Origin of the sequence: Micromonospora sagamiensis, assembly GCF_014680085.1 — a bacterium.
GTDB classification, from domain to species: Bacteria; Actinomycetota; Actinomycetes; order Mycobacteriales; family Micromonosporaceae; genus Micromonospora; species Micromonospora inyonensis.
On record NZ_AP023438.1, the window covers coordinates 55,927 to 80,611 of the forward strand.

At 71.7% G+C, this 24,685-nt stretch carries 22 protein-coding genes; 19 read left to right on the top strand and 3 right to left on the bottom strand.

From position 1 onward, the window contains the following. Positions 1 to 31 precede the first annotated feature (31 nt). The 6 genes from IGA62_RS00175 (at position 32) to IGA62_RS00200 (ending at position 3,575) form a co-directional block, all read left to right on the top strand. Entirely contained in the window at positions 32 to 739 is a 708-nt protein-coding gene (locus tag IGA62_RS00175) for a hypothetical protein (protein WP_145817320.1), read from the top strand. 7 nt (positions 740 to 746) lie between these two features. Further along, complete coding sequence (locus IGA62_RS00180; protein WP_145817318.1) at positions 747 to 1,331, top strand: MauE/DoxX family redox-associated membrane protein; 585 nt, start codon at positions 747 to 749, stop codon at positions 1,329 to 1,331. Then, positions 1,328 to 1,882 (top strand): hypothetical protein, encoded by a 555-nt coding sequence (locus tag IGA62_RS00185; protein ID WP_198501162.1) that lies wholly within the window; start codon positions 1,328 to 1,330, stop codon positions 1,880 to 1,882. Before IGA62_RS00180 ends, IGA62_RS00185 begins: the two co-directional genes overlap by 4 nt. Further along, entirely contained in the window at positions 1,879 to 2,811 is a 933-nt protein-coding gene (locus tag IGA62_RS00190) for a peptidoglycan-binding domain-containing protein (protein WP_145817316.1), read from the top strand. The genes IGA62_RS00185 and IGA62_RS00190 overlap by 4 nt, the downstream gene beginning before the upstream one ends. Further along, positions 2,808 to 2,990 carry a hypothetical protein gene (locus IGA62_RS00195; protein WP_145817315.1) on the top strand — a complete coding sequence of 61 codons (183 nt, stop codon included), beginning with the start codon at positions 2,808 to 2,810 and terminating at the stop codon, positions 2,988 to 2,990. The genes IGA62_RS00190 and IGA62_RS00195 overlap by 4 nt, the downstream gene beginning before the upstream one ends. 126 nt (positions 2,991 to 3,116) lie before the next feature. Continuing rightward, positions 3,117 to 3,575, top strand: a complete 459-nt coding sequence (locus IGA62_RS00200; protein WP_198501163.1) for a hypothetical protein — start codon at positions 3,117 to 3,119, stop codon at positions 3,573 to 3,575. 132 nt (positions 3,576 to 3,707) lie between these two features. On the opposite strand, the gene IGA62_RS00205 is transcribed toward IGA62_RS00200, so the two are convergent. Together IGA62_RS00205 and IGA62_RS00210 are read right to left on the bottom strand one after the other, a co-directional pair. Beyond that, the gene (locus IGA62_RS00205) at positions 3,708 to 4,604 is read right to left on the bottom strand and encodes a hypothetical protein (RefSeq protein WP_145817313.1); all 897 of its coding nucleotides are present in this window, start codon (positions 4,602 to 4,604) and stop codon (positions 3,708 to 3,710) included. Positions 4,605 to 4,686: 82 nt separating this feature from the next. Then, complete coding sequence (locus tag IGA62_RS00210; RefSeq protein WP_145817311.1) at positions 4,687 to 5,019, bottom strand: hypothetical protein; 333 nt, start codon at positions 5,017 to 5,019, stop codon at positions 4,687 to 4,689. Positions 5,020 to 5,505: 486 nt separating this feature from the next. On the opposite strand from IGA62_RS00210, the gene IGA62_RS00215 reads away from it, so the two are divergent. From IGA62_RS00215 to IGA62_RS00275, 13 genes are all read left to right on the top strand, one after another. After that, positions 5,506 to 6,822, top strand: coding sequence for a TIGR04013 family B12-binding domain/radical SAM domain-containing protein (locus tag IGA62_RS00215; protein ID WP_145817309.1), 1,317 nt, complete (start codon positions 5,506 to 5,508; stop codon positions 6,820 to 6,822). Positions 6,823 to 7,132: 310 nt separating this feature from the next. After that, positions 7,133 to 7,909 (top strand): serine/threonine protein kinase, encoded by a 777-nt coding sequence (locus tag IGA62_RS00220; RefSeq protein ID WP_145817307.1) that lies wholly within the window; start codon positions 7,133 to 7,135, stop codon positions 7,907 to 7,909. 355 nt (positions 7,910 to 8,264) lie between these two features. Beyond that, positions 8,265 to 8,453: a thiomuracin/GE37468 family thiazolyl RiPP peptide gene (locus tag IGA62_RS00225; protein WP_198501164.1), complete on the top strand. Its 189-nt coding sequence runs from the start codon at positions 8,265 to 8,267 to the stop codon at positions 8,451 to 8,453. Between the two features lie 77 nt (positions 8,454 to 8,530). Then, on the top strand, positions 8,531 to 11,191 hold the full coding sequence (locus tag IGA62_RS00230; protein ID WP_145817304.1) for a lantibiotic dehydratase: 2,661 nt from the start codon (positions 8,531 to 8,533) through the stop codon (positions 11,189 to 11,191). Next, the gene (locus IGA62_RS00235) at positions 11,184 to 12,164 is read left to right on the top strand and encodes a lantibiotic dehydratase C-terminal domain-containing protein (protein ID WP_145817302.1); all 981 of its coding nucleotides are present in this window, start codon (positions 11,184 to 11,186) and stop codon (positions 12,162 to 12,164) included. Before IGA62_RS00230 ends, IGA62_RS00235 begins: the two co-directional genes overlap by 8 nt. Next, entirely contained in the window at positions 12,161 to 13,252 is a 1,092-nt protein-coding gene (locus IGA62_RS00240; RefSeq protein WP_145817300.1) for a thiopeptide maturation pyridine synthase, read from the top strand. Before IGA62_RS00235 ends, IGA62_RS00240 begins: the two co-directional genes overlap by 4 nt. Beyond that, positions 13,249 to 14,607 carry a SagB/ThcOx family dehydrogenase gene (locus IGA62_RS00245; protein ID WP_145817298.1) on the top strand — a complete coding sequence of 453 codons (1,359 nt, stop codon included), beginning with the start codon at positions 13,249 to 13,251 and terminating at the stop codon, positions 14,605 to 14,607. Before IGA62_RS00240 ends, IGA62_RS00245 begins: the two co-directional genes overlap by 4 nt. Further along, on the top strand, positions 14,604 to 16,325 hold the full coding sequence (locus IGA62_RS00250; protein ID WP_145817296.1) for a YcaO-like family protein: 1,722 nt from the start codon (positions 14,604 to 14,606) through the stop codon (positions 16,323 to 16,325). Before IGA62_RS00245 ends, IGA62_RS00250 begins: the two co-directional genes overlap by 4 nt. After that, entirely contained in the window at positions 16,318 to 18,387 is a 2,070-nt protein-coding gene (locus tag IGA62_RS00255) for a TOMM precursor leader peptide-binding protein (protein WP_145817293.1), read from the top strand. The genes IGA62_RS00250 and IGA62_RS00255 overlap by 8 nt, the downstream gene beginning before the upstream one ends. 91 nt (positions 18,388 to 18,478) lie before the next feature. Then, the gene (locus IGA62_RS00260; protein ID WP_145817291.1) at positions 18,479 to 19,162 is read left to right on the top strand and encodes an ABC transporter ATP-binding protein; all 684 of its coding nucleotides are present in this window, start codon (positions 18,479 to 18,481) and stop codon (positions 19,160 to 19,162) included. Positions 19,163 to 19,194: 32 nt separating this feature from the next. Beyond that, entirely contained in the window at positions 19,195 to 20,727 is a 1,533-nt protein-coding gene (locus IGA62_RS00265; RefSeq protein ID WP_232624826.1) for a DUF6297 family protein, read from the top strand. Between the two features lie 103 nt (positions 20,728 to 20,830). Continuing rightward, positions 20,831 to 21,766, top strand: coding sequence for a phosphotransferase family protein (locus IGA62_RS00270; protein WP_186499803.1), 936 nt, complete (start codon positions 20,831 to 20,833; stop codon positions 21,764 to 21,766). 61 nt (positions 21,767 to 21,827) lie between these two features. Beyond that, the gene (locus tag IGA62_RS00275) at positions 21,828 to 22,775 is read left to right on the top strand and encodes a DUF817 domain-containing protein (protein ID WP_145817285.1); all 948 of its coding nucleotides are present in this window, start codon (positions 21,828 to 21,830) and stop codon (positions 22,773 to 22,775) included. A gap of 5 nt (positions 22,776 to 22,780) precedes the next feature. On the opposite strand, the gene IGA62_RS00280 is transcribed toward IGA62_RS00275, so the two are convergent. After that, positions 22,781 to 24,445 carry a right-handed parallel beta-helix repeat-containing protein gene (locus IGA62_RS00280; protein ID WP_377464544.1) on the bottom strand — a complete coding sequence of 555 codons (1,665 nt, stop codon included), beginning with the start codon at positions 24,443 to 24,445 and terminating at the stop codon, positions 22,781 to 22,783. Positions 24,446 to 24,685 lie beyond the last annotated feature (240 nt).

The window sequence follows — 24,685 nt, forward strand, 5'->3', positions numbered from 1 at the left end:
GATCGTCGGACCCCGGTCGGAGGTTGGTCGGATGGCAACCGCAGGGGTGCCGGTAGCACACCGGGCAGTCGACGGAACCCGTTTCCTACTCGACGGGTCCCTCGACCTCAGCGCGCCGTTCACCTCGGTGGCCGACGTGACCATCGGCGGCCGGCTGCACGAGTTCACCACCGGCCCGATCGGGCTCGCGGACGACGTCGTCCGCGCGCTCGGCACCGACCGGTTCGACGAGGAACTCTCCTACCAGGGCGGTACGCTGCTGACCGCCCGGACCCGCCCCCACGACCCGCAGATCCGGCTGACCGAGGACCGGCTGGTGGCGGTCTGGCGGGGGCGGCGGCACTCCTTCTTCACCGAGATGTACGGCGTCGCGACCACCCACCTCCTCGGGGTGCTGCGGACCCTGCGCATCGAGGAACACGACGACGGCCTGACCCTCCGCCCGGTGCCGAAGGGCGGCGCCGTGTTCGCCGCGCCGGCCACGGTGCTCAAACAGGTCCCCGGGCTCGGTCTGGTGGAGATGACCCCGCTCACCAGGGAGCGCGCGGACCGGTTGCCGTCCTGGCGGGGCCTGCGGACCCAGGCGGGCGAGCTCTACCGGGACGCACTCTCCGACGGGCGGCCCTACTTCGTCCTGGCCACGACGGACACCTGGCTGAGCCTGGTGCCGCTCGTCGACACCGACGTGGAGCAGGTGCCCACCCTGGTGGACCGGTTCCGGGTCCAGCGGGCCCGGTAGGTCACCGATGGGCGTACTGCTGGCCAGCGTGTCGACGTACACCGTGGTGTTCACCCTGCTGGCCGCCACCGCCGAGCACCTGTCGCGGCCGGGCGCTCTCGCCCGGGCGGTCGCCGCGCACCGGGTGCTCCCGGCGCCGGCCGCCGTCGCCGGCCTCGTCGTCGCGGCCGAGGGGATACTCGCCGGCACCGGGATCGTGGCGCTGCACGGTGACGACCACCGGGCCCTGCGCGTGACCTTCCTGCTCGGCGGCGCCGCGCTCCTCGGCCTGTACGCCGGCTACGGCCACCACCTGCTGTCGACCGGGCGCACCGGCCCGTGCGGGTGCTCCCGCCTGGAGCTGCCGATGACCGGTTGGGTGGTGGCGCGGGCGGCGGTCCTGGCCGGGCTGGCACTGACCGGGCTGGCGGGGTCCGGCTCGGTCGTCGGGTGGGACCGGACCGACGCCTCCCTCGCCGTCGTGCTGCTGGCCTCCGCCACGTTCGCCACCCTGCTGTGGCATCTCCCGTCCGCGATGCACCACCCGGCCGGGGCGGTCGACCAGACGGTCGGGCGGTCCACGGGTGTGACCGAAGGGGGCCTACCCGGATGAGCTTCCAGACCAGCGCGCTGATCCTGAGCTGGATCGCGATCCTCCTGCTGGCGCTCGTGGTGTCGGGCCTGGTCCGCCAGGTGCACGCCCTGTCCAACGGGTCGGTCCAGCGCCCCCCGGAGACGGTCGGCCTGCGGCCGGGGGCGCCGGCCCCCGGATTCGCCCGGTTGGCACCCGTGCCGCCGGCGGGTCCGCTCGTGCTGCTCTTCCTCGACCCCGACTGCGGGACCTGCACCGAGGTGCTGACCGAGGCGGCCGACCGGGCCAGCCGGGGCGGGCCGGAGTTCCGGATCCTCTACCGCACCGACGCCCCGGCGCGGGCCACCGGGCTGCCGGTCACCGTGCTCACCGGGCAGGCGGAGTTGTTCGACCGGTACGACGCCCTCGCCACCCCGTTCGCCACCGTGGTCGACCCGGCCGGACGGGTGCTCCACGCCGAGCCGCTCGGATCCCGCGCGGCGCTGCGTCGCCTGCTCGACGAGTTCGACGGCCCACCACCCGGCGACTCCGGGCCGGTCGTCGCCACGCACCACCACGGAGGCCGGGCATGACCACTCTCGACGCCGTGCCCGCCCTGCGCGGAACCGACCCCGGGACCGGAGCCGCCGTCCGGCGCCCACCGGCGCGTACGGGCGGAGCCCGTGCCACGTGGGCACTGTCCCGACGCGCCCTGCTCCGGGCCGGCACCGCGGTCGGGATGGCCGCGCTCAGTGTCTTCCCGGCGGCCCGGCGGGCGTACGCCGACGGCTACACGATCTACGACTCGTGTCCCAGCTACGCCAGCGACCAGAACTGCTCGCCGGGCTGCGGCCCGAGCACGATCTTCGCGGACGCCTGCAACATCAGCGGGACGTACACCGGGTACCACAAGAACGACGGCGTCACCTGGATCCTGCGGCCCAACGAGTGCTACGCCGGGACGTACGACGGCTGGCTCTGGCGCTACCAGGGGGCGTGCGGGGCCTGCGCGTGCTCGGTCGAGCGCCGCTGCCACGACGGATACCGCAAGACCAGTTCGGGCTGGGTCCGGTCGATCTGCCGGTGGAACACCCAGTGCGGCTGCCTGAGCACGGTCGCCTGGCCCAGCGTCCGACGCGGTGCCAGCGGGGTAGACGTCTACACCGTGCAGCACCTGCTGACCGCCCGTGGCCACGCGACCGCGGTCGACGGGGTCTTCGGCAGCGACACCGAGGCGAAGGTGAAGAGCTTCCAGACGGGGGCCGGCGTCGCGGCCACCGGTGTCGTCGACGCCACCACCTGGCCGGCTCTCGTGATCACGATCCGCTCCGGTGACAACAGCCACGCCGTCCGGGGCGCCCAGCGCCAGTTGAACGCGCACGGCCACGCGCTCTCGGTCGACGGGGTCTTCGGCCCGGCGACCGACAGCGCGGTGCGGGACTTCCAGCGGCAGAACGGGCTCACCGCCGACGGCATCGCCGGGGTGAACACCTGGCGGACCCTGACCGGCGGCACGGTATGACCGGCGGGGAACCGACGGCGGTGCGGCCCGCCCGGGGAGCACGCCGGTGGGTCACCGCTCCGCTCGTCCCCGCCCTGGTGCTCGCCGTCGGCGTCCTCGCCACCGCCGGGTACGGGCACGTGCTCACCTGGGCGGTGATCGGCGCGCTCACCGGTTACACGCTCTCCGGCTCGGTTTGAACGCACAACAGCGCGTACGCGCTGGCCTCGCCCGGGTGGCGGGATCGCGAACGGCAGAGCGTCCTGCTCGCCCTGTTCACCACCGGACTGGTCGCCGGTGGCCTGCTCAGCGGACTGGTCCTGGGGTTGCTCTCCGGCCTGACCGCTCCCCTGCCGGCGCACGTCCGGTACGCGGGCGTCGTCGCGGTGGCGGTGGTGGGCCTGTTCCGCGAACTCGGCCTGGTGTCGCTCCGGCTGCCGCAGAACGCCCGGCAGGTGCCACAGGACGTCCTGCAACGCAGCCCGCGACGCGGCGCGCTGCAGTTCGGCTTCGAACTCGGCACGGGAGTGCGCACCTACGTCTCGGCCAGCGCCCCGTACGTGCTGGCCGCCGCGCTCCTCCTCGTCGGCCAGCGCCTGGAGGTCGCGGTGCTCGCCGGGGTCGGCTTCGGCGTCGGACGCGCCCTCACCCCACTGACCCGCCGCGCCGCCGGCAGCGGCGACCGGTGGGACGCGGAGCTCCGGGTACGGCTGCGGACGATCACCGTCACCGGGTGCGCCGTGCTGGTGGTCGCCGCCACCCTGTTGACCGCCAGGCAGTGGTAGCGACACGGCACCCCGCCCCGCAAGCCGACGGCCGGGCGCGGCCCCGGCTCGCCCGGCCGCGCCCGGCCCGGTCCCGCCCGTGCACACCGCCAGCTCGTCGAGCCGGGAGCAGGAGCCCCGCGCACGGGCGGGTCACGGTGCGTGGACAACGAGGTCGATCCGGAGGTTGCCGTTGGTGGGGATCAGGTAGACATGGTCCCGTCCCCGTTCCCACTGCGCCGGCAGCAGGACGTAACGATCCCGGGTGTGTACCAGTAAGCGCAGTCCGCTGTACCGGTATCGGTACCGGCTGCCCTCCTGGCCGATCTCGTCGACCGTCACCCCCGGCCCGGCCACCGCGAGCCGTTCGGCGCTGTACAACACAAGCTCCGGCTCGCTCGGCAGACTGGCCACCACATCGGCCGCCATCTCGCGGCCGACATGCACGGCGTACGACGAAACGGCCCAGAGCAGACCGACCAGCGTCAGGATCAGTAGGGCGAGCGAGCGCACCCGGGTCGGGCCGGTGTCGGGAACCGCCCGGGTGGTGAATGTCGACAGGTGTTCGGCATAGCCGAGGAGACCGGTCGCGGCGATCATGGCCAGCGGAAGCGCGGAACCCAGCGAGGCACCGACCCGGTCTTCGGCCAGTAACCCGACGAGGACCAACGCGGCGAGCAGCACCGCGCTGCCCCTCGCCATGACGACGGCTCGGGTGACGAGCCGGCGTCGGTCGCCGGCGGTGATCACCGGCAGCACCGTCTGCCGGTGTGCGGCCCTCAGGGCCAAGGCGAGGAACCCCGCCACGATCAGCGGCGTCAGCACCGAATTGAGACTGCGCAGGAGATAGTCGGTGGTGGAGAAGTCGAGCAGCCGGGTGTCGACCCCGAAGTGACCGTAGGTGGTTTTGGTCCGCACCCATCCGAAGTAGTAGAGCAGCGCCGTCAGGACCGCGGTCTGGGAGACGAGCGATCCAAGGACAACCCAGATCCTCGTGGTCGGATCGACGCCACCGGCACCATCGGCGTCCGCCGCCGGTGGCACCGGCAAGCGGGATGCTGCCCCCACGGACACAGACCGCGCCGGCCGCGCGGCGGAAAGGCGACTCCGGGCGGGCCGGGGCCGCGGTGGCTTACCGGCCACGTCCCACGTTGACCCAGAAGATGACGGTGATAGGGATGACGGCTGCGGCCGGTACACCGAAGCTCACCATTACCCGCCGCTGGGCGGTCCGCACGCACAGGTATCCCCCACCGTTGATGAGGGCACCAATCGCGATCGGCTTGGTGTCGAGGTGCGCCGCCGCGCACCGATTCCACCCCTCCTCGCTGCCACGGACAGCGCCGATCCGGGTGCCGGCGAGCGGGATGACCTGGAGGCCAGCTTCCGGATCGGCCCGGAACCGGATGTCCGCACCCGGCGGTGCTGACCCCTCGCTCATCAGGGACGGCTCGTCGAGATTCACGACAGAGTTCGTGGGGACCTTGAGTAGGTGGCGCGCAAGCTTCAAGTCGCCTGGTGCTACCTCGACAAAGGGCTGCTTCGGCTTTCTTTTGGTGGCGCTTGCCGTCGGCTTCGGCGGCAGAGGCGGAAGCTCGTCGCCGCCCGACGTGGGGGATCGCGTCGGTCGGGGTACGGGCGTCGACGGGGCGCGGTCGGCGGTGGGATGCTGGCTCGGCGCTGATGCCTCCGGGACGGCACACGCCGCCGACAGTAGAGCCGGGCCGACCAGGTAGAGGATCACCAACTTCCGGATCCGTATACCGTCCATGCACAGAGTGTTTCATGCGAGGGCAACGATGTAGCGGGCGCAAGGCGACCGACGCGACTCCACACGAGACACTCCAGTACCGCCTTCGCCGAGGCGGTACACGGCGGCGGTCACTCGGGGTAGCTGATTCGCGGGTGGTCATGGTGCCCCCATCGGGTACCGCCTGGCACAATCGCCGCCATGGACGCTCCCGCTCTGGTGCTGGTGCTGCGTTACCGCAAGGCGGTGACGTACGGGTTCCACGTCCTTCTCGGAGCGTTGGAGCAGCACCCGACCAGCACCCGGTACGAGGTCCGGTTCGGCGAGACCCCGGAGGCGACGGCGGCCCACATCCGGACGGCGCTCGACGGTGGCGCGCAGCGGGTCCTGGTGCTCTGGTCGTTCTACTCGCCGGACGCCGAGGCGCTGGCGGAGGAGCTGACACTGATCCGTGGGCTGGTCGACGCCCCCAACGTGGCGCACGTCGCCGGTGGGGTGCACGCCACCGCCGAACCCGGGCAGACCCTGGACGCGGGGTGGGACGTCGCCGCGGTCGGTGAGGGCGAGACGACGCTCCTGCGCCTGGTCGACGCGGCCGGTGACCCGACCGGGATCCCGGGCCTCGCGTACCGGGACGCCACCGGCGCCGTCGTCCGCACCCGGCGCCCGGAACGGCGACCGCTCGACGAGTTCCGCGGCTTCTCCCTCCGGTGGCACCGGTTCAACGCGCTGGAGATCACGCGCGGCTGCGTGTTCTCCTGCCGGTTCTGCCAGACCCCGTTCATGTTCTCCGCGAAGTTCCGGCACCGCAGCGTGGCCAACGTCCGCTGGCACGTCGACGCCATGCGGGAGCGCGGGCTACGCGACGTCCGGTTCATCACCCCGACCGCGCTGTCGTACGGCAGCCAGACGGACGAGGCGAACCTCGACGCGGTCGAGGAACTCCTCGCCTCCTGCCGGGAGGGGATCGGCCCGAACGGGCGGGTCTTCTTCGGCTCCTTTCCCAGCGAGATCCGGCCCGAGCACATCAGCCGCGCGGCGCTGCGCCTGGTCCGGAAGTACTGTGCCAACACCAACATCATCGTCGGCGCGCAGTCCGGCTCCGACCGGATCCTCGACGCCGCCAAGCGTGGCCACGGCGTCGAGGAGGTGAAACGGGCGGTACGCCTCGGCGTCGAGGAGGGCTTCCGGATCAACGTCGACATGATCTTCGGCATGCCCGGCGAGGACCAGTCCGACGTCGACGCCTCCCTGCGGCTGGCCCGTGAGCTGGCCGACCTCGGTGCCCGGATCCACGCGCACACGTTCATGCCGTTGCCCGGCACCCCGTGGCGGGAGGCACCGCCCGGGGACGTCGCCCCGGAGACCATCCGGGAGGTGGACCGGCTCTCCCAGCGCGGTGCCCTCTACGGCCACTGGCAGAAGCAGCGCGACCACGCGGTACGGCTGGCCGCAGCCGCCGACGCGCACCCTCGGCCCGGCCGGAGCCGCACCATCCTGCCCGTCGTGGACCGCTGACTCTCCGCGAAGCCGGACCCCGGGTGGCCTGCCACCGCCCCGCGTCCCGACGGCCACGAGGGCTCTCGATCCGGTCGGACGACACAGGCAGCGTCGACGCAAACCGGGTCGAATCAACCATCAGCGATGGTCGCGAAGTGCCGGAACCCGAACAGAGACCGGAAACAGATTGTAAACAATCAACTTCGAAGCGTTGATACAGTGTCGACAGCAGCGGGGGGTGCACCTCGAGGTTCCACCAACCGATCGGCACCTCGACACATGTGGACATCACCCCTCGTGTCGTTGTCCGCCACGGGGAGGGCGCCTGATGAGGGATCTGATCATCCAGTTACCGGATCGAACGACGGCCAAGCCGGAGAGAAAGCCCATGAGCCTCCCACCCGGACGCACCGCGACCTTCGGCTACCGGCGACGCGGCGAACGACTCACGGTGACGGGGGACGGCGCCCACATCAACCTCGTGGTCGGCCGGGTCACGTCCGAGTCTGGCTACTGGACACTGTCGAACTTCAGCGCGGTCGACCCGTACGTCGTGGAAAACCTGAACGACAGATCGGAGTATGTCAAGGTGCGGCCGGGTCGCCGAGCGGCACCGATCCTGTTCGAACTGGCCCGGGTGGTGGTACCCGGCAATCACGGCCCGCAGGGCTTCCACGTCCTGGCGCCGCCGCCGCGCATGGTCGATCCGGTCGACATGCTCCCGCCGAGCACCGCCAGCTTCGCGTCCCTGAACGAACAGCGGAAGTACTTCGCCGTCCTGGTGGCACTCTGCGAACCACGACTACGCGGCGGGTCTCCCGTGGGCGTACCCACGGTCGCCGAGATCGTGGAACGGCTACGTCCCCTGCCCGAGTTCTGCGACGTGACGCGGGATGCGGTGAACTACCACATCTCCTACCTGGCGCGCGGGAAGCTGCGGCCCTACCTCGACCAAGACGGCGAATCGGGGCGGGTGCGCTGGAAGCGCGAAGCACTGGCGGCGGCCGCCCTCCGCTACGAGATCGTCCGGGAGAGCCACCTCTCGCTGCTTCCCGGACCACCCTCGCATGAGCACCACCAGCGAGCCGGTTCGCCTCCGGTTTGAACCCGCCCACCACGCCCAACCCGGGCGCCCCGACCGGACGCCGAGCCCTTCCTGCGGTCCGCGTGAGCCCTGCCCACGAAAGTGAGGGTGGCGCCCCAGCCGGGTGAGCATGCACACGGAGTAACGCGACTACGCTTAGTCAGCGGCGAAGGGCCCTCGTGAATCCCGCTGCCGGTCGGTTCCGAAGGCCACCGGCGAGACCGCCGATCACCACGTGACAGTCCACACACTACGCTCCGCAAGCTTGTCACGTTCCGCTACGGCATGTGGCGCCATTGTCACGGCCTGCCACCTCTCCTAGCGTCGGCATCACCCGGGTCGACAGATCAGCGCAACGATCAGAGAGGAGAAGCGCATGAACGCGATGGACCGCACGGCCTTCGACAACGCCGGTGCCGAGTTCGACGTGGACGACCTGCCGCTGAGCGTTTTCGAGCTCGCCGACGGCGGCATGACCGTCGAGTCGCTGACCGCGGGGCACGGCCTCGTCGAGAACGGTGCCTCGTGGCCCAGCTGCGGGTCGTCCTGCTCGTCCCTGCCGTGACCAACGGCTAGTTCAGAGGGGAGCGCCGGTGACGACCGGCGCTCCCCTTCCGTCCCGACGGCCTGTGGAGGTACAGCATGCGGCGCAGCTACGAGCTGGAGCGACCCTTCGTCGTCCGGGTCGCCGGCCTGCCGTGGAGCGTGCTGGCTGCCGGGGTCCAGCGCGACAGTTGGGCCCGGATCCAGCAGCTTCTCGATCTCGACGACGCGATCGCCGGTCGGGCGGACGAACTCAGCGAGGCTCTGTACGAGGTCATCGGCCGTCTGCATTTCGCCGCCGTCAAGCCGCGACTGGTCGCCCTCCGGCGCACCCTCTATGCTCGCCGTCCTCCACGGCCCGCCGACTGGCCCGGCGACCTGCGGGATCAGCTGCCGGAACATGTCGTGGACGACGTCGAGGCGCTCCTGCTCCTGCTACGCCAGCGGGCGGAGCTGAGCCGGGCGCTGCGGGAAGTGCTCACCGCCGAGGCGCGCCGTTCCATGTCCGCCCTCCGCGACGCCGCCGCCGTGCCCGCCCTGCAGCGCGGTCTGATCCAGGCGAGCCCCTCGCTGGCCGCGCAGTCGAGACGCTGGGTGGTCGGGCACCTCGACCGGCCACGGCCCCGGCTTCTGCTCGGGCTGGCGAAGTACGTGTCCCGAGCCGCCGCGAAGACCAGCCCCTACAGCACCTTCACCAGCATCGCGCTCGGAGACTGGTCGACCGGCGGCGCACCACTGCGGATTCCCGTCGACGGGCCACTGCGGTGCGTGCCGGAACTCGACCGACTGATGCTCGGGCAGGTCGTGGAGCGGCTCCTCGCCGCCCCGGGGGCCGTCGGCGCGCTGCCGGTACGGCTGAACCCCTCCGCCGTACGCGACGCCGGCACCGTGACATTCCTCGGGCCACGACCGGGCGAGGCCATTCACTCCGTCCCCCTGGGCCGGAGTCTCGCTCTCTGTCTCGACGTCGTGGCCGCAGAGCCCGGTCGGATCCTCGACGACCTCGTCGCCCTGGTCGCGGAGAAGTCCGGCAAGGAACCGGCCGAGGTCCGGCCGTTCCTCGAACGCCTGCTCCATCTGGGTCTACTGGAGGCTCAGCAGCCGGTGGCGGACCAGGCACCGGATCCGGAGGCACAGCTGGCCGACTGGTACGACACCATCGCAGCCGCCGGTCGCGCCGCCCCCCGGAGCGACGACGGGGAGACGGTCCCCGACACCGGGCGATCGACGGTCGCGGCGCAACTGCGCCGACTGCACGAGACGCTGCACGCGAACGACGAGCCCACCGACCTGGCCGCCCACGACCGGCGACAGCGTCTCCTCGGCGAGATGGTGGCCGGTGTCGGCCACGCGCTCGGTCTGCCGTGGCAACCCGACGACCGCCTGCGCAAGGCCGCCTTCCACGAGAACGCCGTCCTGGTCGGAAGAGCTCAGGCGGCCCTCCCCGCCTGGGAACCGGTCTTCGACGACCTCAACGTCGTACGCCGGTGGCTGGGCTTGCACGACCGGATGCTCCCGGTGCGCATCGCGCTCGACGCCTACTGCGCGACCCGGTTCCCGGACCGGCCGGAGATCAACCTGACAGAGCTGCATGCCTGCCTTCAACGTGACCTCGCCGCTGGCGACTCGACGGCAGACTGGAGTCGTTTCCTGCAGCTCGGCAGGCCGCTCGCCGCCGAGGACCTGGACCGGGCGAGGGAGCCGCGGCTGCGACGGCTCGCCGAACTCCGTCGACGGTCCATGGCGATCTTCGCCGAAGCCGAGCGGGACGGGACCACTGTCGTCGTCGCGCCCGAACGCCTGGCCGCGCTCACCGCCACCTGGCCCACCTGGGTGACCGCCCCGCCGTCGGTCTCGTGCTACCTCCAGCCCCGGCCCACCGGGCAAGGGCTGCGGGCGGTGGTGAACGTGATCAGCGGTGGGCACGGCAGGGGCAGGGGTCGGTGGCGACGGCTGGCCGGCTCGCTGGGGCCGACGAACCACGTCGTGGAGATGGATACGGACGCACCAGCCGTCGCGGAACTCTCCGGCACGTTCGGTGTCGCGATGAACCTACGCGAGCCCACGGCGCCGTGGGAGATCGACTATCCCTTCACCAACAGCGACCGCCCGGTCGCCCAACGTATCCCCTTCGGAGAACTCGTCGTGCGCCGCAACTCCCAATCCGGGCTGCGGGAACTCGGCTGGCCCCCACTGCGGGTCCCCATCCTGCCAGCGCACACCGGCCTGATGGCCGACCCCCTCATGCCGCCGGCGGCGAGGTTCATGTTCGCCGCCTTCGGCCAGTCGTTCTTCCTGCACCCGCAGTTCCCCATCGTGACTGTCGGCGAGCAGCGCACCGAGGGCGTCGTCCGGCAGCCACGGATCGAGGTCGGCCGGCTGACCCTGCAACGTGCCCGCTGGACCGTACCGGCCAGCCAGATTCCAGTGCGGCAGCCGGGCGAGCACGACGCCGATTACCTGGTCCGACTCGCCCGCTGGCTGCGGGAGAAGGGCATCCCGAGCCGGAGCTACATCCGGACGGTGACCGAGGACGGCCCCTGGCAGACCAGGGTCTTCGACAAGGGCCGCAAGCCGATGTACGTCGACGTGGCCAATCCCTGGCTGTTGAGCGTCCTGGAGCATCTCTGCTCGTCGGAGTCGGGCTCGGTCACATTCGAGGAGGCGCTGCCCGACCCACTGTCTCCGGTCGGGGCGGACGGTGACCCGCGGGTCACCGAGATGATCGTCGAGCTCAGCGAGAGGCGCTTACATGTCTGATTCGGACTGGCTGGGTGTCCACCTGTTCTACCAGGGGGACCTCGACCCGCTGCTCACCGGACTGGTCAGCCCTCTCGGCCGTGAGCTGCGTGCCGCCGGGCTCGTGCGCCAAACGTTCTTCCTGCGTTACTGGGACGGCGGGCCCCACGTCCGGTGGCGGCTGCGGTCGACCGGGCCGGGCGCCCTGCCTGCTCTGAGGACGCTGCTGCGCGAGCGCTGCCGGAGTTGGCTGGCCGGGAACCCGTCGCCGACACTGCTCGATGCCGAGACCTACGAGCGGTCCGCCGCTCGGCTGGCCCGCTGGGAGCGGACGGGCCAACCACAGCGCCTCCAACCCAACAACACGATGACGTTCGTCCCCTACGTACGGGAGGAGTCGCGGTACGGCAACGGCGGCTCGGCCACCGCCGTGGAGCATCACTTCGCCGAGTCCACCGAGCTGGCATTGGAGCTGCTCGGCACCCGGCCCGCCCTCGCCACCAGGGACACCGCTGCCTTCGCCGCCATCGTGCTGACCTGGTTCGTGGCCGCTGGCGAGCGCGGGGACCTGCTCGCCGCCCTCACCGGGCAGACCGCGAGCTGGGCGGAGCTGCTGACCAACGCAGCACCCGGCACCTCCGTGCCGCACCGCTTCGCGCAGCAGCGGGAGTCACTGCGACGAACGGTCGTCCAGCTGCGCCGGCTGGTCCTGGAACAGGATCGGCTACCGGCCGGCGAGGCCTTCGTGCGCTGGGTACGGTCGGTTCGGACGCTGCACACCGTACTGGCCGGGGAGATCGCCGCCGGCAGGTTCACGCCACCCCGCTATCCCTCCGCGCCCCTCGGCCCGGACCCGGCCGCGCAGGCCCTCCCCGTGCTGGACATCTGCGCACACCTGTTCTGCAACCGGATCGGGGTGCGGTTGGAGTCCGAGGGACTGCTTCGCCAGCTGGCCGTCCTCACCATCGCCGAACAGTGGGAGGAGGCGAGATGAGTAGGTGGAGGTGCGTCGCCGTGCACTACCACGACGAATCCCAGGACAGGTTGGTCGTCGAGGCCGTGGAACCGCTCTTCACCCGCCTCGCCGTCACGGTTCCCCGCGCGTACCACCTGCGCCACTGGCTACGCGGGCCGCACCTGCGCCTGATGTTCGACGTCGACGACACGGTCTTCGACTCGACCGTGCTGCCCATGGTCGAGGATGTGGTCGGGGGCTTCCTGGCCCGGCACCCGTCCACCACCGTCCTCGATCCGTACCGGACGCTGGCCCAGCATCGCCGGCTGGCCGAACTCGAAAAGGTCCGCGAACCCCTGACGCCGCTCCATCCGGACAACACCATCGAGGAGATCCCGGTCGACGATCGGATCGAGGTGCTCGGCAGTGCCGTCGCCGCCGAGCTTCTGGCGGACTTCCACGTGGCGACAACACCACTCGCCTTCGCCGCGACCCGCCGAATGGTTGCCGGCGGCTCCTTGCCGACCATGGCGTACGACTTGATGATCGCCTCGGCCCACCTGCTCTCCGGCGTCGGCTTCGCCAGGGGGTTCGTCTCCTTCCGGTCCCATGCCGACGCGTTCCTGTCCTGGTGGCCAGAGGCGCGCGGAATGCGGGAGCGGTGGCAGGAACGATACGCGGCGTACGGTCCGGACCTGCGACAACGGACGGAACGGCTGTTGTCCCGCCTGGACACGGGTGCCGCCAGCGCCGCCACCACCTGGGCTCGGACCGTGGAACCGGTCCGACGTCACGGCGCGACCCTGATCCGCTCGGGGGCGCTGAGCATGGACCCACCGTGGGCTGATCTCGACCTGGCCGACCCGCGCAACGCCGACGTCGTGGAGATGCTGCGGCGCAGCCCCTTCCACCGCCACGCGCTCGGGGAACGTCGACCGGTGGACCGGACCTGGTTCGCCACCTACCGACTGGTCCTCAACTACACCTACCTGTACCTGACCCGGTTGGGACTCGCCCCGGTGCACCGCTTCATGCTCTGCCACTTCGCCGCCAACGTGGCCGAGGAACTCTACGGCGTGACAGCGGCCGACGTGGTCCTGCCCGGACCGGCGGAGGCTGCCGGGTGAACGGCACAGACCCGGTACGGGTCCGGCTGCGACCAGGTGTCTCCGCCGTCACCGCGGGCAGCGGCGAGGTCCAACTGGTGTGCGGCCCCGACACGGTTCGCCTGGGCGTCCTGGATGACCGTGGCCGTAGCACCCTCGCCCGGCTCGCCGACGGCAGCTGTACCGGAACGGAACTGCCCACTGCGCTGGACCGGCTGCTGGTCGGCGGCGGGTGGGCCGGCGTGGAGACGGGCACGGCGGGCACCTCCACGTACACCATGACACCGGTGGGGCGGCCGAGGGAGCCCGACGACCGGCCGGCGGGGACCCGGTCGGTGCTGTCGCGGTTCGCGATCCTGCGGCGGGCGGGGTCCGCTGCGGTGCTGGAGTCGCCGTTGGCCACCCAGCAGCTCACCGTGTACGACCGGACCCTCGTCGCCGCCCTGGCCACCCTCGCCGCACCGGTCCCCCGGGACGGCTCCGCGATGCCCGCCGGGGTTCCCGTCCAGCTCGCTGACCGACTACGGGCGTGCGGGTTGCTGACCCCCGAGGAGGACGACGAGGCGGCGGACCTGGCGCACGCCCAGTGGCGACCGCACGAACTCTGGTTCCACCACGAGAGCCGGGACCGGGCCCACCGCCGGCTCGGGGTGGACTTCGGCGGCACCTCGTGGGCGAAGGGGGTCTTCCCGGCGTTGCCAGGTGCCGGCGGTGACCCCGTCTGGTCTCACGTCCCCCTGCCCGCACCGCACCTCGCCGGGTCGCCGGCTGACCTGGTCACCCTGACCGAGGCCATCGAGTCACGGCGTTCCCACCGCTCGTATGACGAGGAGCGACCGATCCGAATGGCGGAGGTGTCGGAGTTCCTGTATCGCTGCTCCCGGGTCCGGGCACACGACCACCACGACGGTGTCGAGATGTCCGACCGGCCGTACCCCAGCGGGGGACGGTTACACGAGCTGGAGATCTACCTCCTGGTACGCAGCGTCGACGGTCTGGCACCCGGGCTCTACCACTACGAGCCCTACCAGCATGGGCTCGCCCGGGTACCGGCCGAGCCCGTCGCGGTCCGGGCGCTGCTACGGCGTGCGGCGGCGGCGATGGCAGGCCCCGGTCAGCCGCAGGTCCTGATCGTGTTCTCGGCGCGGTTCGGCCGCTTGATGTGGAAGTACGAGTCGATGGGGTATGCCCTCGTCCTCAAGCACGTCGGAGTTCTCATGCAGACCATGTACCTGGTGGCGACCGCGATGGGGCTGGCGCCCTGTGCCCTCGGGACGGGCGACGTTGACCTCTTCGCCGCCGCCACCGGTCGCGATCCCCTGCACGAGTCGAGCGTCGGCGAGTTCGCCCTGGGCAGCCGGCGGGCCGGGCGATGAGGCCACGCCTGCGTCACGACGCCTACGACGTCGGCTCCGCCGAGGACGCCGCCTTCGTCGTAGGGACTGAGGTCGTCCGAGTGGTCGGGGCCGGTGCCTGGCTCCGTCGGCTCGTCCCCTTCCTCGATGGCAGTCACACCCTCGAGGGACTCACCACGAAGCTGACGCCGCCACGTCGAACGGCAGTGACCCGGCTGGTCGACATCCTCGCCGACCACGGCGTGATCGAGGACGCCGACCGGGACATCCCCGGTGGTCCGGCCGGTGCGGTACTGAACCGGCCACACGTGGTGCTGGCGGGCAGCGGACGACTACACGCGGCGACCCTCGTCGCCCTACAGACCTCCGGCTGGCGCTTGCTGCAGGCGGCATCAGTGCCGCATGCCACGGAAGCGACTCCCGCGCACCTTCCCGACCATGTGATCCTGCACGCCACCGACGAGTTGTCGCCGCGTGCCGCCGCCAAGGTCGAGCGGGCGGCCCGCCGCAGCGTCCCGGTCGGGCACGCCGCCCTGCGCGCCGGCTACGGCTGGATCGGTCCGGTGGGGGTGAACGCCGATGCGGCGGGCCTCTGGTCTCGGATCGACCTGAGCGCCGACCGGGACGGACCTCCTCCCTCCGACTACGCGGTACGCCACGTCGCTCGGCAGTTCGTCCGCATGGTCGAGCGGACCCTCGACGGCGAGCAGCAAGGGCCGGCGATGTGGCTGGTGCACGCGGAAAGCCTGGTCACCACCCCCGTCCGGGTCCTGCCGCACCTGCTGGCCTCGCCGGGCGGGGCCGCTGGCCCCGACGAGACCGTCTCCGCTGTCCGTCGGATGCGCGCGGGTACACCGGTGGGCGCCGAGGACCTCGACCGTCGGGTCGCCGCCTGCGTCGATCCGGTCGTCGGGATCTTCCGAGCGGTGGGCGAGCACGACCTCGCCCAGTCACCGCTCCACGTCACCGAGATCGACGTGGCCACGCCCACCGGTCGGCTCCGGCTCCGGGCGGCCGCCCGCACCTACGCCGACGCCCGCAGGACAGCTGCCCTGCGGGCGTTGGCCAGTTATGCCGTTCGGGTCGTTGACCAGCGACGCCTCGGTCCCGGCCGGACGGTGTGGGGGGTCCGGTTGGCCGACGGCGAGCCCGTCCGGCTACCGGCCACGCGAGTGTTCGATGCCTCGGACGCGGACCTTCCGGTGGGCGCCGCGGCCGGCTGTTCGTGGGCCCAGGCGTTGGAGGCCGCGCTCCTGTCGTATGCGGTGGCGGACGCACGACGCCGACTGGCCGCCCGGGTCGATCCGGCCACCAGGCATGTCAAACTCGATCACATCGAGCCCACTACGGAAGCACTGTGGACGCTGCTGGGCGGAGCCGGCAGCACGCTACGGGTGCTGGACGTGACCGGCAAGCTCGGTGTTCCGGTGGTGGCTGTCATGTGCGGCGAGGACATCGTGGGCTGCGCGGCGGGGGTGGACCAGCCGGCGGCGACACGGGCCGCGCTTGCGCAGGCGCTGCTACGAGCCCAGTCCATGTGGCACGACGATTCCCGCTACGCGTCCACACCGGTCCACGTACCGGCCGCCGACGTACCCACGACCGCCGCGGAGCCGGTCGACCTCGTGGACGCGTTCCAGCGGGACGGCACCGTTCCCGTCGTGGTGCCGCTGGACCACGACCCCGCCGTGCACGCGGTGTTGCCCTACGTGCTGCGGGTGGTGCTCGTCGATGGGTGAGGCTCGCGGTACCGCAGTACCCCTGCTGGCCGGCACGGGTCTGGTCGCCGACACCCTCGCCCGCCTTCTCGAGCCCTACGGACTGCGGCGGATCCCGATGGGTGCCGTCCCGGACGACGCGGCGCCGCACGGCCTGCGGCCGGTCCACCCGGTTCCGGCCGGGGCTGCTCCACGCAACTGGGGCCGGATGGACGGTGCGGCTGGTCCGCTGGTGCTGGCTAGCGACGGGTGGCCCATCGGCGGCGATGATGTCACCGCAGGCGTCGCACGGATCCCGGCGGCTGGCTCGTTGACCGTCCACGGCGAGCCGGGCGAGCTGGTGATCGGGCCGTGGCAGCGACCGGGTGTGCCCGGGTGCCCGTCCTGCGTCCGGCTGCGGCGTAGCCGCGCGCAGGAGCACTTCCGCGCCCTTTGCGCCCGACATGCGGTGCGCTTGGCGGACGCTCCACCGACGGGCCTGCCGGCGCTCGCGGTCGCTGCGGCGGCCGATCTCGTCGCCGCCGAGGTCACGGCGATGCGAGAAGGGCGGTACGTGGACCTGCGCGCGTCAGGGGCGGTCATGCGGCTGAACCTGAGCACCCTCGCCGTGCGGACACACCGGTTCCTACCCGACCCGTTCTGTCCGTACTGTGGCACGTTGCCCGACGACGGACCGGACCGGGCCCGACTCACTCTACGAAGCCGTCCCAAACCGGCACCGGATCGCTACCGGATACGGGACATGCGGCAGGAGTTCGACGACCTGCACTCACTCTTCGTCGACCCGTACGCCGGTCTGGTCAGGCGGGTGGAACGCGATGACGAGGCGGGCTTCACGGTCGCCCGGGCTCCGCTGGGCCTACGCGGCGGCGCCCCGGGCGCCGCCCCGGTGACCGAGTCCGGCTGGGGTCGCGCCGACAACTACCGCGACAGTGACCTCACCGCCCTGCTGGAGGCCGTCGAACGGTGGGGCGGAGTTGCTCCTGGGGGCTGCCGGCCGACGGTCCGCGCGCCCTACCAGGCGATCCGCTCGGACGCGATCGACCCACGGACGCTGGGCACGCACGCGCCGGAGGCCTACGCGACGCCCGGTTTTCCCTTCGTGCCCTTCACCGAGGACACCGTCTGTACCTGGGTGTGGGCGCACTCGTTCCACCGGAACCGGCCGGTCCTCGTCCCGCTCTCCGTGGCGTACTGGGGCACGGCGCTGACCCACCCGGACGAACCGCGATTCGTCGACGAGATCTCCAACGGATGCGCCCTCGGGGGTTGTCTGGAGGAGGCCATCCTCTTCGGGTTGCTGGAGGTCGCCGAGCGGGACGCCTTCCTGCTGACCTGGCTCGCCCGCCTCCCCGTGCCCCGGCTCGACCTGGCCTCCACCGCCGATCCCCGCACCAGGGTGCTGGTGCATCGAATCGAGGAGACCACGGGCGCCGAGGTGGCGGTCTTCGACACCACCGTCGAGCAGGGTGTGCCCTGTCTGTGGGCGATGGCCACGCACCGGCGTCCGGGGGCGGGACGACCTGCGGTGGTCTGTGCGGGGGGTGCCCACCCCGACCCCGAACAGGCGCTGCGACAGGCCCTCGGCGAACTCGGCCCGATTGCGGCGAGTGTGGCGCGGTCCGCTCCCCGACACGCCGACCGGATCGAGGCCATGGTCCGCGACGACGCCCTGGTCCGCCGGATGGTCGATCACTCGCTGCTCTACTCCCATCCGGCGGTTGGCAGCCGGATGGACTTCCTGCTCGCCTCCGACCGGACCACCACGGTGGCGGAGATGTCCCGCCGGTGCGGTCTCGTTCCCCAGGACGACCTGCGCAACGATCTGCATGCCCTGATCGGCCGCTTCCTCTCCACCGGCATGGATGTGCTGGTGGTGGATCAGACCACTGCGGAGCACCGGGCTGCGGGACTGTCGTGCGTCAAGGTCATTGTGCCGGGCACCCTGCCGATGACATTCGGGCACGCCAATCGGCGGATCCACGGAATCGAGCGATTGAGGACGGTACCCGTACGCCTCGGTCACCGCACCTCCGTGCTGCCGGAAACGGCGGTCAATCCTCATCCACACCCGTTTCCCTGACCGTGTTCCGTGCGCTACTCCGGTAGCGTGTCAATGCGCCTACATCCGACGAAACAGTCCTCACCGACCGGTGGTGGGGAGGAAGGCCCTGATGTTTCTCGAGAGCCGTGACCTGTCCGTGGGCTATCGAGACCAGCCCTTGTTCGACGCTCTGCGGATGGACGTCGACACCGGCGAGGTCCTGGTGGTGACCGGCCGCAACGGCAGCGGAAAGTCGTCCCTGCTCAGGTGCCTGGCCGGTCAGCAGCGACCACTCGGCGGCACGGTGACGGTCGAGGGACGGGCGGCCGACGACCGTGACCCCCGCTTCCGCCGCTCCGTCGCCGCCCTCCTCGACGGTGGTGCGTGGTACCCGAATCTGACCGCCGCCGAGCACCTGAGCTTCGTCCAACTGGTCAACGACCCGTTGCCGGACGACTGGTTCACCGCCGCCGACCTGACCACTGCGCTCGCCCTCGACGGTTTCGCCGACACCGTTCCCGGTCAGTTGTCGTCCGGGCAACGCCAGCGGCTGGCGGTGGCCATGGTGCTGGCCCGTCCGAGCCGGCTCCTGCTGCTCGACGAACCGGAGCGGCACCTCGACGAGACCGGCCGTAACGCCGTCGGCCGACTGGTGGTCGAGTACGCCGACCGTGGTGGCACGGTCGTGCTGGTCACCCACGACGCCTCAGTCGCCACCGGCCCGGGCTTGCGCACGCTCTCGCTGGATCGGGACACCACCGCCCGGCCGGCGGGCACGTCGGGGAAGCGGCGTCGACGCAGCGGCGCGCGATGAGTGTGACGAGGCGGGCACCCGCCGATTCCCCGGTGTCCGACGGGCGGCCGTGGCGGGCCAACCCCCCCGGGGCGGCACGGCGGTGGCTGAGGCAGCGCCGCCGCGACCACGAGGGCCGGGCCGGAAACGTCTACTTCCTGTCGTTGTCCGTCCTGGTGGGCATCGCTGTCGGGGCGGGCACGCTGCCCCGGCTGCTCAGCGGGGTCAGCCGCGCGGCGGATCCCGCGACGGCCGTGCCGCTGCTCGCCGTGGGTCTACTCGGGTACGCCTTCGCCCTGACGGTCGCCGCCCGGTTCGGTCCGGTCACCGCCACCCCGGCGACGTTGGCGTGGTGGTTGACCGGCCCGGTCGACCGGCGGGCTCTTCTGCTCCCCAGCGCCGCGCTGGTGTTGTCGGTCGCCGCCGTCGCCGGTGCGCTGCACGGCGCCTTCGTGGTGGCCGTCGTCGGGGCGGCCGACCAGGCGGCGGCCGCAGCGGTGGTGACCGCCGGCATCGCCGCTGGGCTGCTGTCCGGGGCCCTCGTCATGGTCGTCCAGACCGTGACCGACGCCTCGGCGACGGTGCTGGAACGGATCGCGGTGCTCCTCGGCGTGGCGGCCGCGGTCCTGACCGTGATCCGGACTCCGGCGTCGGTGGTGTCCACCTGGATCGGTCCGTGGAGCTGGCCACAGGCCGCCGCCGACGGCCGGGGCGGGTCCTGGTTGCCGTGGGCGGTGCTCGCCGGACTCGTGGTCACCGCGGTCGCCGTGTGGCGGCTCGACCGGCTTCCCCTGCGCCGGCTGGCCGCCGGCAGCACACTGGGGGCGATCGCGGGTGCGGGGCTGGTGACCGTCGACCCGGGCATCGCGTCCCGGGCCGCCGAGGAACGCCGGTGGGCCGTGCGCGCCCCGAGGGGCGGTGAGCTGCCGAGGGTCGCCGGTCCCCGCGCCGTGGTCGGCCACGATCTCGTCGTACTCCGCCGATCTCCTGAGCATCTCCTGGCCGCCGGGGCGGCCCTGCTGGTGCCGACGCTCCTGGGCATCCTCACCGGCTGGGGCGTCACGCTGGCCGCCGGCTGGCTGCTGAGCGGGCTCGCCGCGGTCACACCGTCGACGGTCAACGCGAGACGGGACCGAGACCTGCCCGCGTTGCGTCGGCTGCTCAACCTCCCTGGCCCGACCCTGGTGGGCGCCCGGTCGGCGCTGCCGGTGACCCTCGCCGTGGTGTGGTGTGTCGGTGCGGGTGCCCTGCTCGCGGCGCGGACCCCCGGCGCGGACGGTTGGGCCTGGCCACTGCTCGGTGCCGCCGCCGGGCCGGGACTGGCGGTGGGGGCGCTCCGGGCGGCACGACGCGGCGCGGTCCGTCACGAGCTGCCGCCGATCGTGACCCCCATGGGTATCCTGCCGACCGGGCCGCTGCACTGGGCCGCGACCGGCTACGACGTCGCCGTGCTGTTCACCGTGCCGACCCTGGTCGCCCTGGTCACCGGCGCGCCCACCGCCATGATCCTGCCTCAGGCGATCGTCTCGGCGGTCGGGGTGGTCGCGTTCGTGCTTCTCGCCGGTAGAGGCGACGAGCGACGATGAAGGCAGCGGTTCCAGGGGCACCCGGGTCCGGTTGGGTGACCGCGCGACGACTGCCGACCGGCCACCCGAGCGGCGTGCCCGAGCGAACGGCAGGATGGTGCCCGTGGCAGTCGATCCCGAAGTGCTCGGCGATGTTCTCGGCCGGTTGCGACCGGAGGTGCCGGGCATCGAGGTGGACCGGTGGGCGCCCTCGGTGCAGGGTGCGGTGGGCCAGGTCGTCGGCGTACGCGACGGCAACGGGTCGCCGTACGTCCTGAAGGTCTATCCCGCGACCGCCCGGCGGCGGCTGGACACCGAGGTGCTGGCCCAGCGGCTGCTGGGTGAGGTGCCCGGGATCGCGGCGCCCCGGCCGGTCGGGTACGGACAGCGGAACGGCCCTGCGGCCGTCGGCTTCCTGCTCATGACCCGCCTGGACGGCGTGCGCTGGGCGGACCGTCGCGCCGACCTCGACCCGGCCCGCACGACGGCCCTCACCCGTGAGGTGGGTCGGACTCTGCGGCAGTTGCACCGGGTGTCCGGCCAGCAGTTCGGCGACCTGCTCGACGACGGGCCACGTCGGCCCACCGCGTGGGAGCACGTGGCGGCCCGGACCGGTGAACTGACCGCGCGGTACCTGCGGACCGGTGGCCCGTCTCGTCTGGCGGAGCGGATCCGACACTTCGTCGAGGACCACCGGCGGGTCGTGGCGGCGTGTCCGGGGCCGGTGCTGTGCCACAACGACTTCGTCGACAGCAACCTGCTGGTACCCGCCACCGGCGAACCCCGCCTGTGCGGCGTCGTCGACCTGGAACGCGCGTCCTGGAACGACCCGCTGAGTGATCTGGCCCAGACCCGGCTGCACGTGCGCTACCACCGGCCCGCCGACACCACCGCCCTCACCGAAGGGTACGGCGTCGACGGCCCCGGTGAGCACCAGCGGTTGGACGTCCACGAGGTGCTGCACGCGCTGGCGGAACGGAACTGGATCGCCTACGACCGCCCCGCCGGCTGGCGGGAGTCGGTGGCCGCCCTGGACGCGTTCCTGGCCGACCGCACCTGAGCCGGGCGGTGCCCCTTGGGCGGCGCGGGCGGGCCCGCGCCGGCAGGATAGCGTCGGGGCGGTGCGCACCCCTGGCGAACCAGCCACCCGGACCACGACCGAACGCTCGATCGATGCCCGCGTCCACGCGATCCTGGCGCGGCTGCCGCAGCGCGGACCGGCTTCCTGGCTGACCGAGTTCGTGGTCTTCGGGCTCAAACAGGCCTGGGCCTGCGTGTTCGGCGGGGCCATGCTGGTGGTCATCTTCGCGGCGCACCTCTGGTATCCGGAGGACGCGACACTCGCCCGCAACGACTTCCTGACCATCGCCGCGGTGGCCATCCAGATCGTCATGGTCGCGGCGCGCCTGGAGACCCTGCGGGAACTGCGGGTCGTGATCCTGTTCCACCTCGTCGGCACGGCCATGGAACTGTTCAAGACCCACGTCGGATCGTGGTCCTACCTGCCCGACGGCGTGCTGCGAATCGGTGCGGTCCCTCTCTTCAGCGGCTTCATGTACGCGGCGGTCGGCTCCTACATGGTTCGGGTGAACCGGCTGTTCGACCTACGTTTCGCGCGCTACCCGAAACGCTGGGCGACGGCTGTCCTGGCTACCGCGATCTATGCCAACTTCTTCACCAACCACTACGTCCTCGACATCCGCTGGCTGCTCATCGCCGTCGTCGTGCTGGTGTTCGGTCGCTGTGTCATGCAGTTCCGCGTATTCCGGTTCCGTTGGCGCATGCCACTGCTGCTGGCGTTCCTCCTGGTCGCCTTCTTCATCTGGCTCGCGGAGAACATCGCCACCTGGTCCAACGCCTGGCTCTACCCCAGCCAGTTGGGCGGTTGGCAACCCGTCTCGCCGGCGAAGCTCGCGTCGTGGTTCCTCCTTATGATCATCTCGGTCGTGCTGGTCACCTGGATCTCGCCGCCGCAGCCGCCCGACGACCCACCGCCGGCCCCACCGGTGGGCACCGACACGGCAGCGTGCGGACCGGACGGGCTCCCGTCCTCGTCGGAGCCGAGCTGATTCCGCTACGGGTTGCCGTAGTTGCCCTCCCAGTGACCGCCGACGGCGGGGGTGTCCGCCTGGATGGCGGTGCGGTTGCCGTCGAGGTCGTTCTCGACCACCCGGCAGTTCAGGCAGCTGCCCCGATCGGTGATCCACAGGCCGTGGGTCTGGGTGCCGGGGCCGTTGTCACGGATCAGGTTGCCCCGGATGGTGACGGCGTCGACGCTGGCGTTGATGGTGATCCCGGCCCGGTTCGCGGGCGGTGCCGGCAGCTCGTAAGCGGCACCGGGCTGGGGCGTGGCAGCCGACCAGGCGCTGGTCGCGCCGGGACGGATGGGGGCGAGGGTCAGGGTGTTCTCGTCGTTGGCGGCCACGACGGCGTACCGGTCGCCGACCCGGAGCACCTTGCCCCGGTGTCCGTCCTTCGGCCAGGTGGCCTGGCGGTCGACGAGGGTGGTGTCGCGGTAACGGACGGACTCCCCTCCGCCGGTGGTGGCGGGGGCGCGCTGGCGACCGTTGTTGCGGATCCGGTTGTTGATGACGACGGTGTCGCGTAGCGGGCGGTCGAAACGGATCCCGTCGGCGCTGTTGCCCCAGATGTCGTTGCTCTCGATGACGATCTCCTCGGCGGCGGTGCCGTCACTGGCACCCAGGTCGTGGTGGTGGTAGCCGTAACGACCGTTGCCACTGATCCGGTTGCCGCGCACCGTGTAGGGGCCACGGGTGTTGCCGATGCTGACCCCGTCGCGCAGGTTGCCGTCGATGACGCAGTCGGTGAGCAGTCCGCCCCTGCCGGGGATACCGGTGGTGCCCTTGGCCGACACCTGGAAGCCCGCCTCGAGGTTCCCGGTCATCGTGCACCCGGTGACGATGAGTCCGTCGGCGCCCCAGTCGGCGATGCCGAACCGGTTGCCCTGGGCGTGGCAGTTGACGACACGGATGCCGCGCGGCTGGGGTTCGCCCCGGTACTGCATCTCCAGGAAGATCCCGTTGGTGGCGTTGCCCACGGCGCTGCAGTGGGCGATGGTCAGCCGCTCCACGGCGCCCCAGGCGCCGATGCCGACGCCGATGCCGGCACCGCCCATCTCCAGGCCGTTGTCCATCCGGCCGCATCCGACGACCCGTACCCCCTCGACCAGCGTGTCCTGGAGGAAGTCGCAGCCGAACCCGGTGGCGGCGGTGTGGTGGATGAACAGGTTGCGGAACAGGCCGCCGATCACGTACTGCAACCCGAGGCCCTTGGCCAGCGGGTTGTAGTCGGCCGAGGCGACGCCCGACCCGTCGATCTCGAAGTCGGCGAAGGTGCAGTAGGCGAGGTGGTGGTCGGGGCTGGCGCCGTGCAGCTGGGCGGTGAAGAACGCCAGGGGCACGGGCTCGGCACGATTGCCCTCGTTGCTCAACACGAAGCGGGTGGCGCCCGGTCCCGCTCCCACCAGCGATACCCCGCTGCGCCAGACCGTACCGGCGTCGCGGATCGCGTACACGCCGGGCGGACAGTAGATCACCTGGGCCCGCCCGTTCGCCGCGAACACGTCACCGAGCCGGTTCACGAGGGCGGCGAGGGCCGGCTGGTCGTTCGTCCTGCCGTCCCCGGTCAGCCCGTGGTCGCGGGCGTTGCAGTGCACCGGTGTACCCACCATCGGGTACGGGGGCGTTCCCGGAGCGGTCGACGTCACCTGGCGCGGCACCGACCCTCCCCACCTCAGCGTGCCCTGACCCGACGGTACGGCGACCCCGTGCCACGAGAAGCCGGAACCGACGAAACCGGCAGCATGCCTGCGGCGACGGCAGCGCCCGGGTGACAGCCCCTCCCCGAATCCGCACGGACTCTTGCCATATCCACAGACGCCTCTCTATCCTCGCTGGGGAAAGCGCTTTCCAGCTACGCACGCGTTGCCCCGTGGAGGCGGCCGTGCGGCACTCACAGC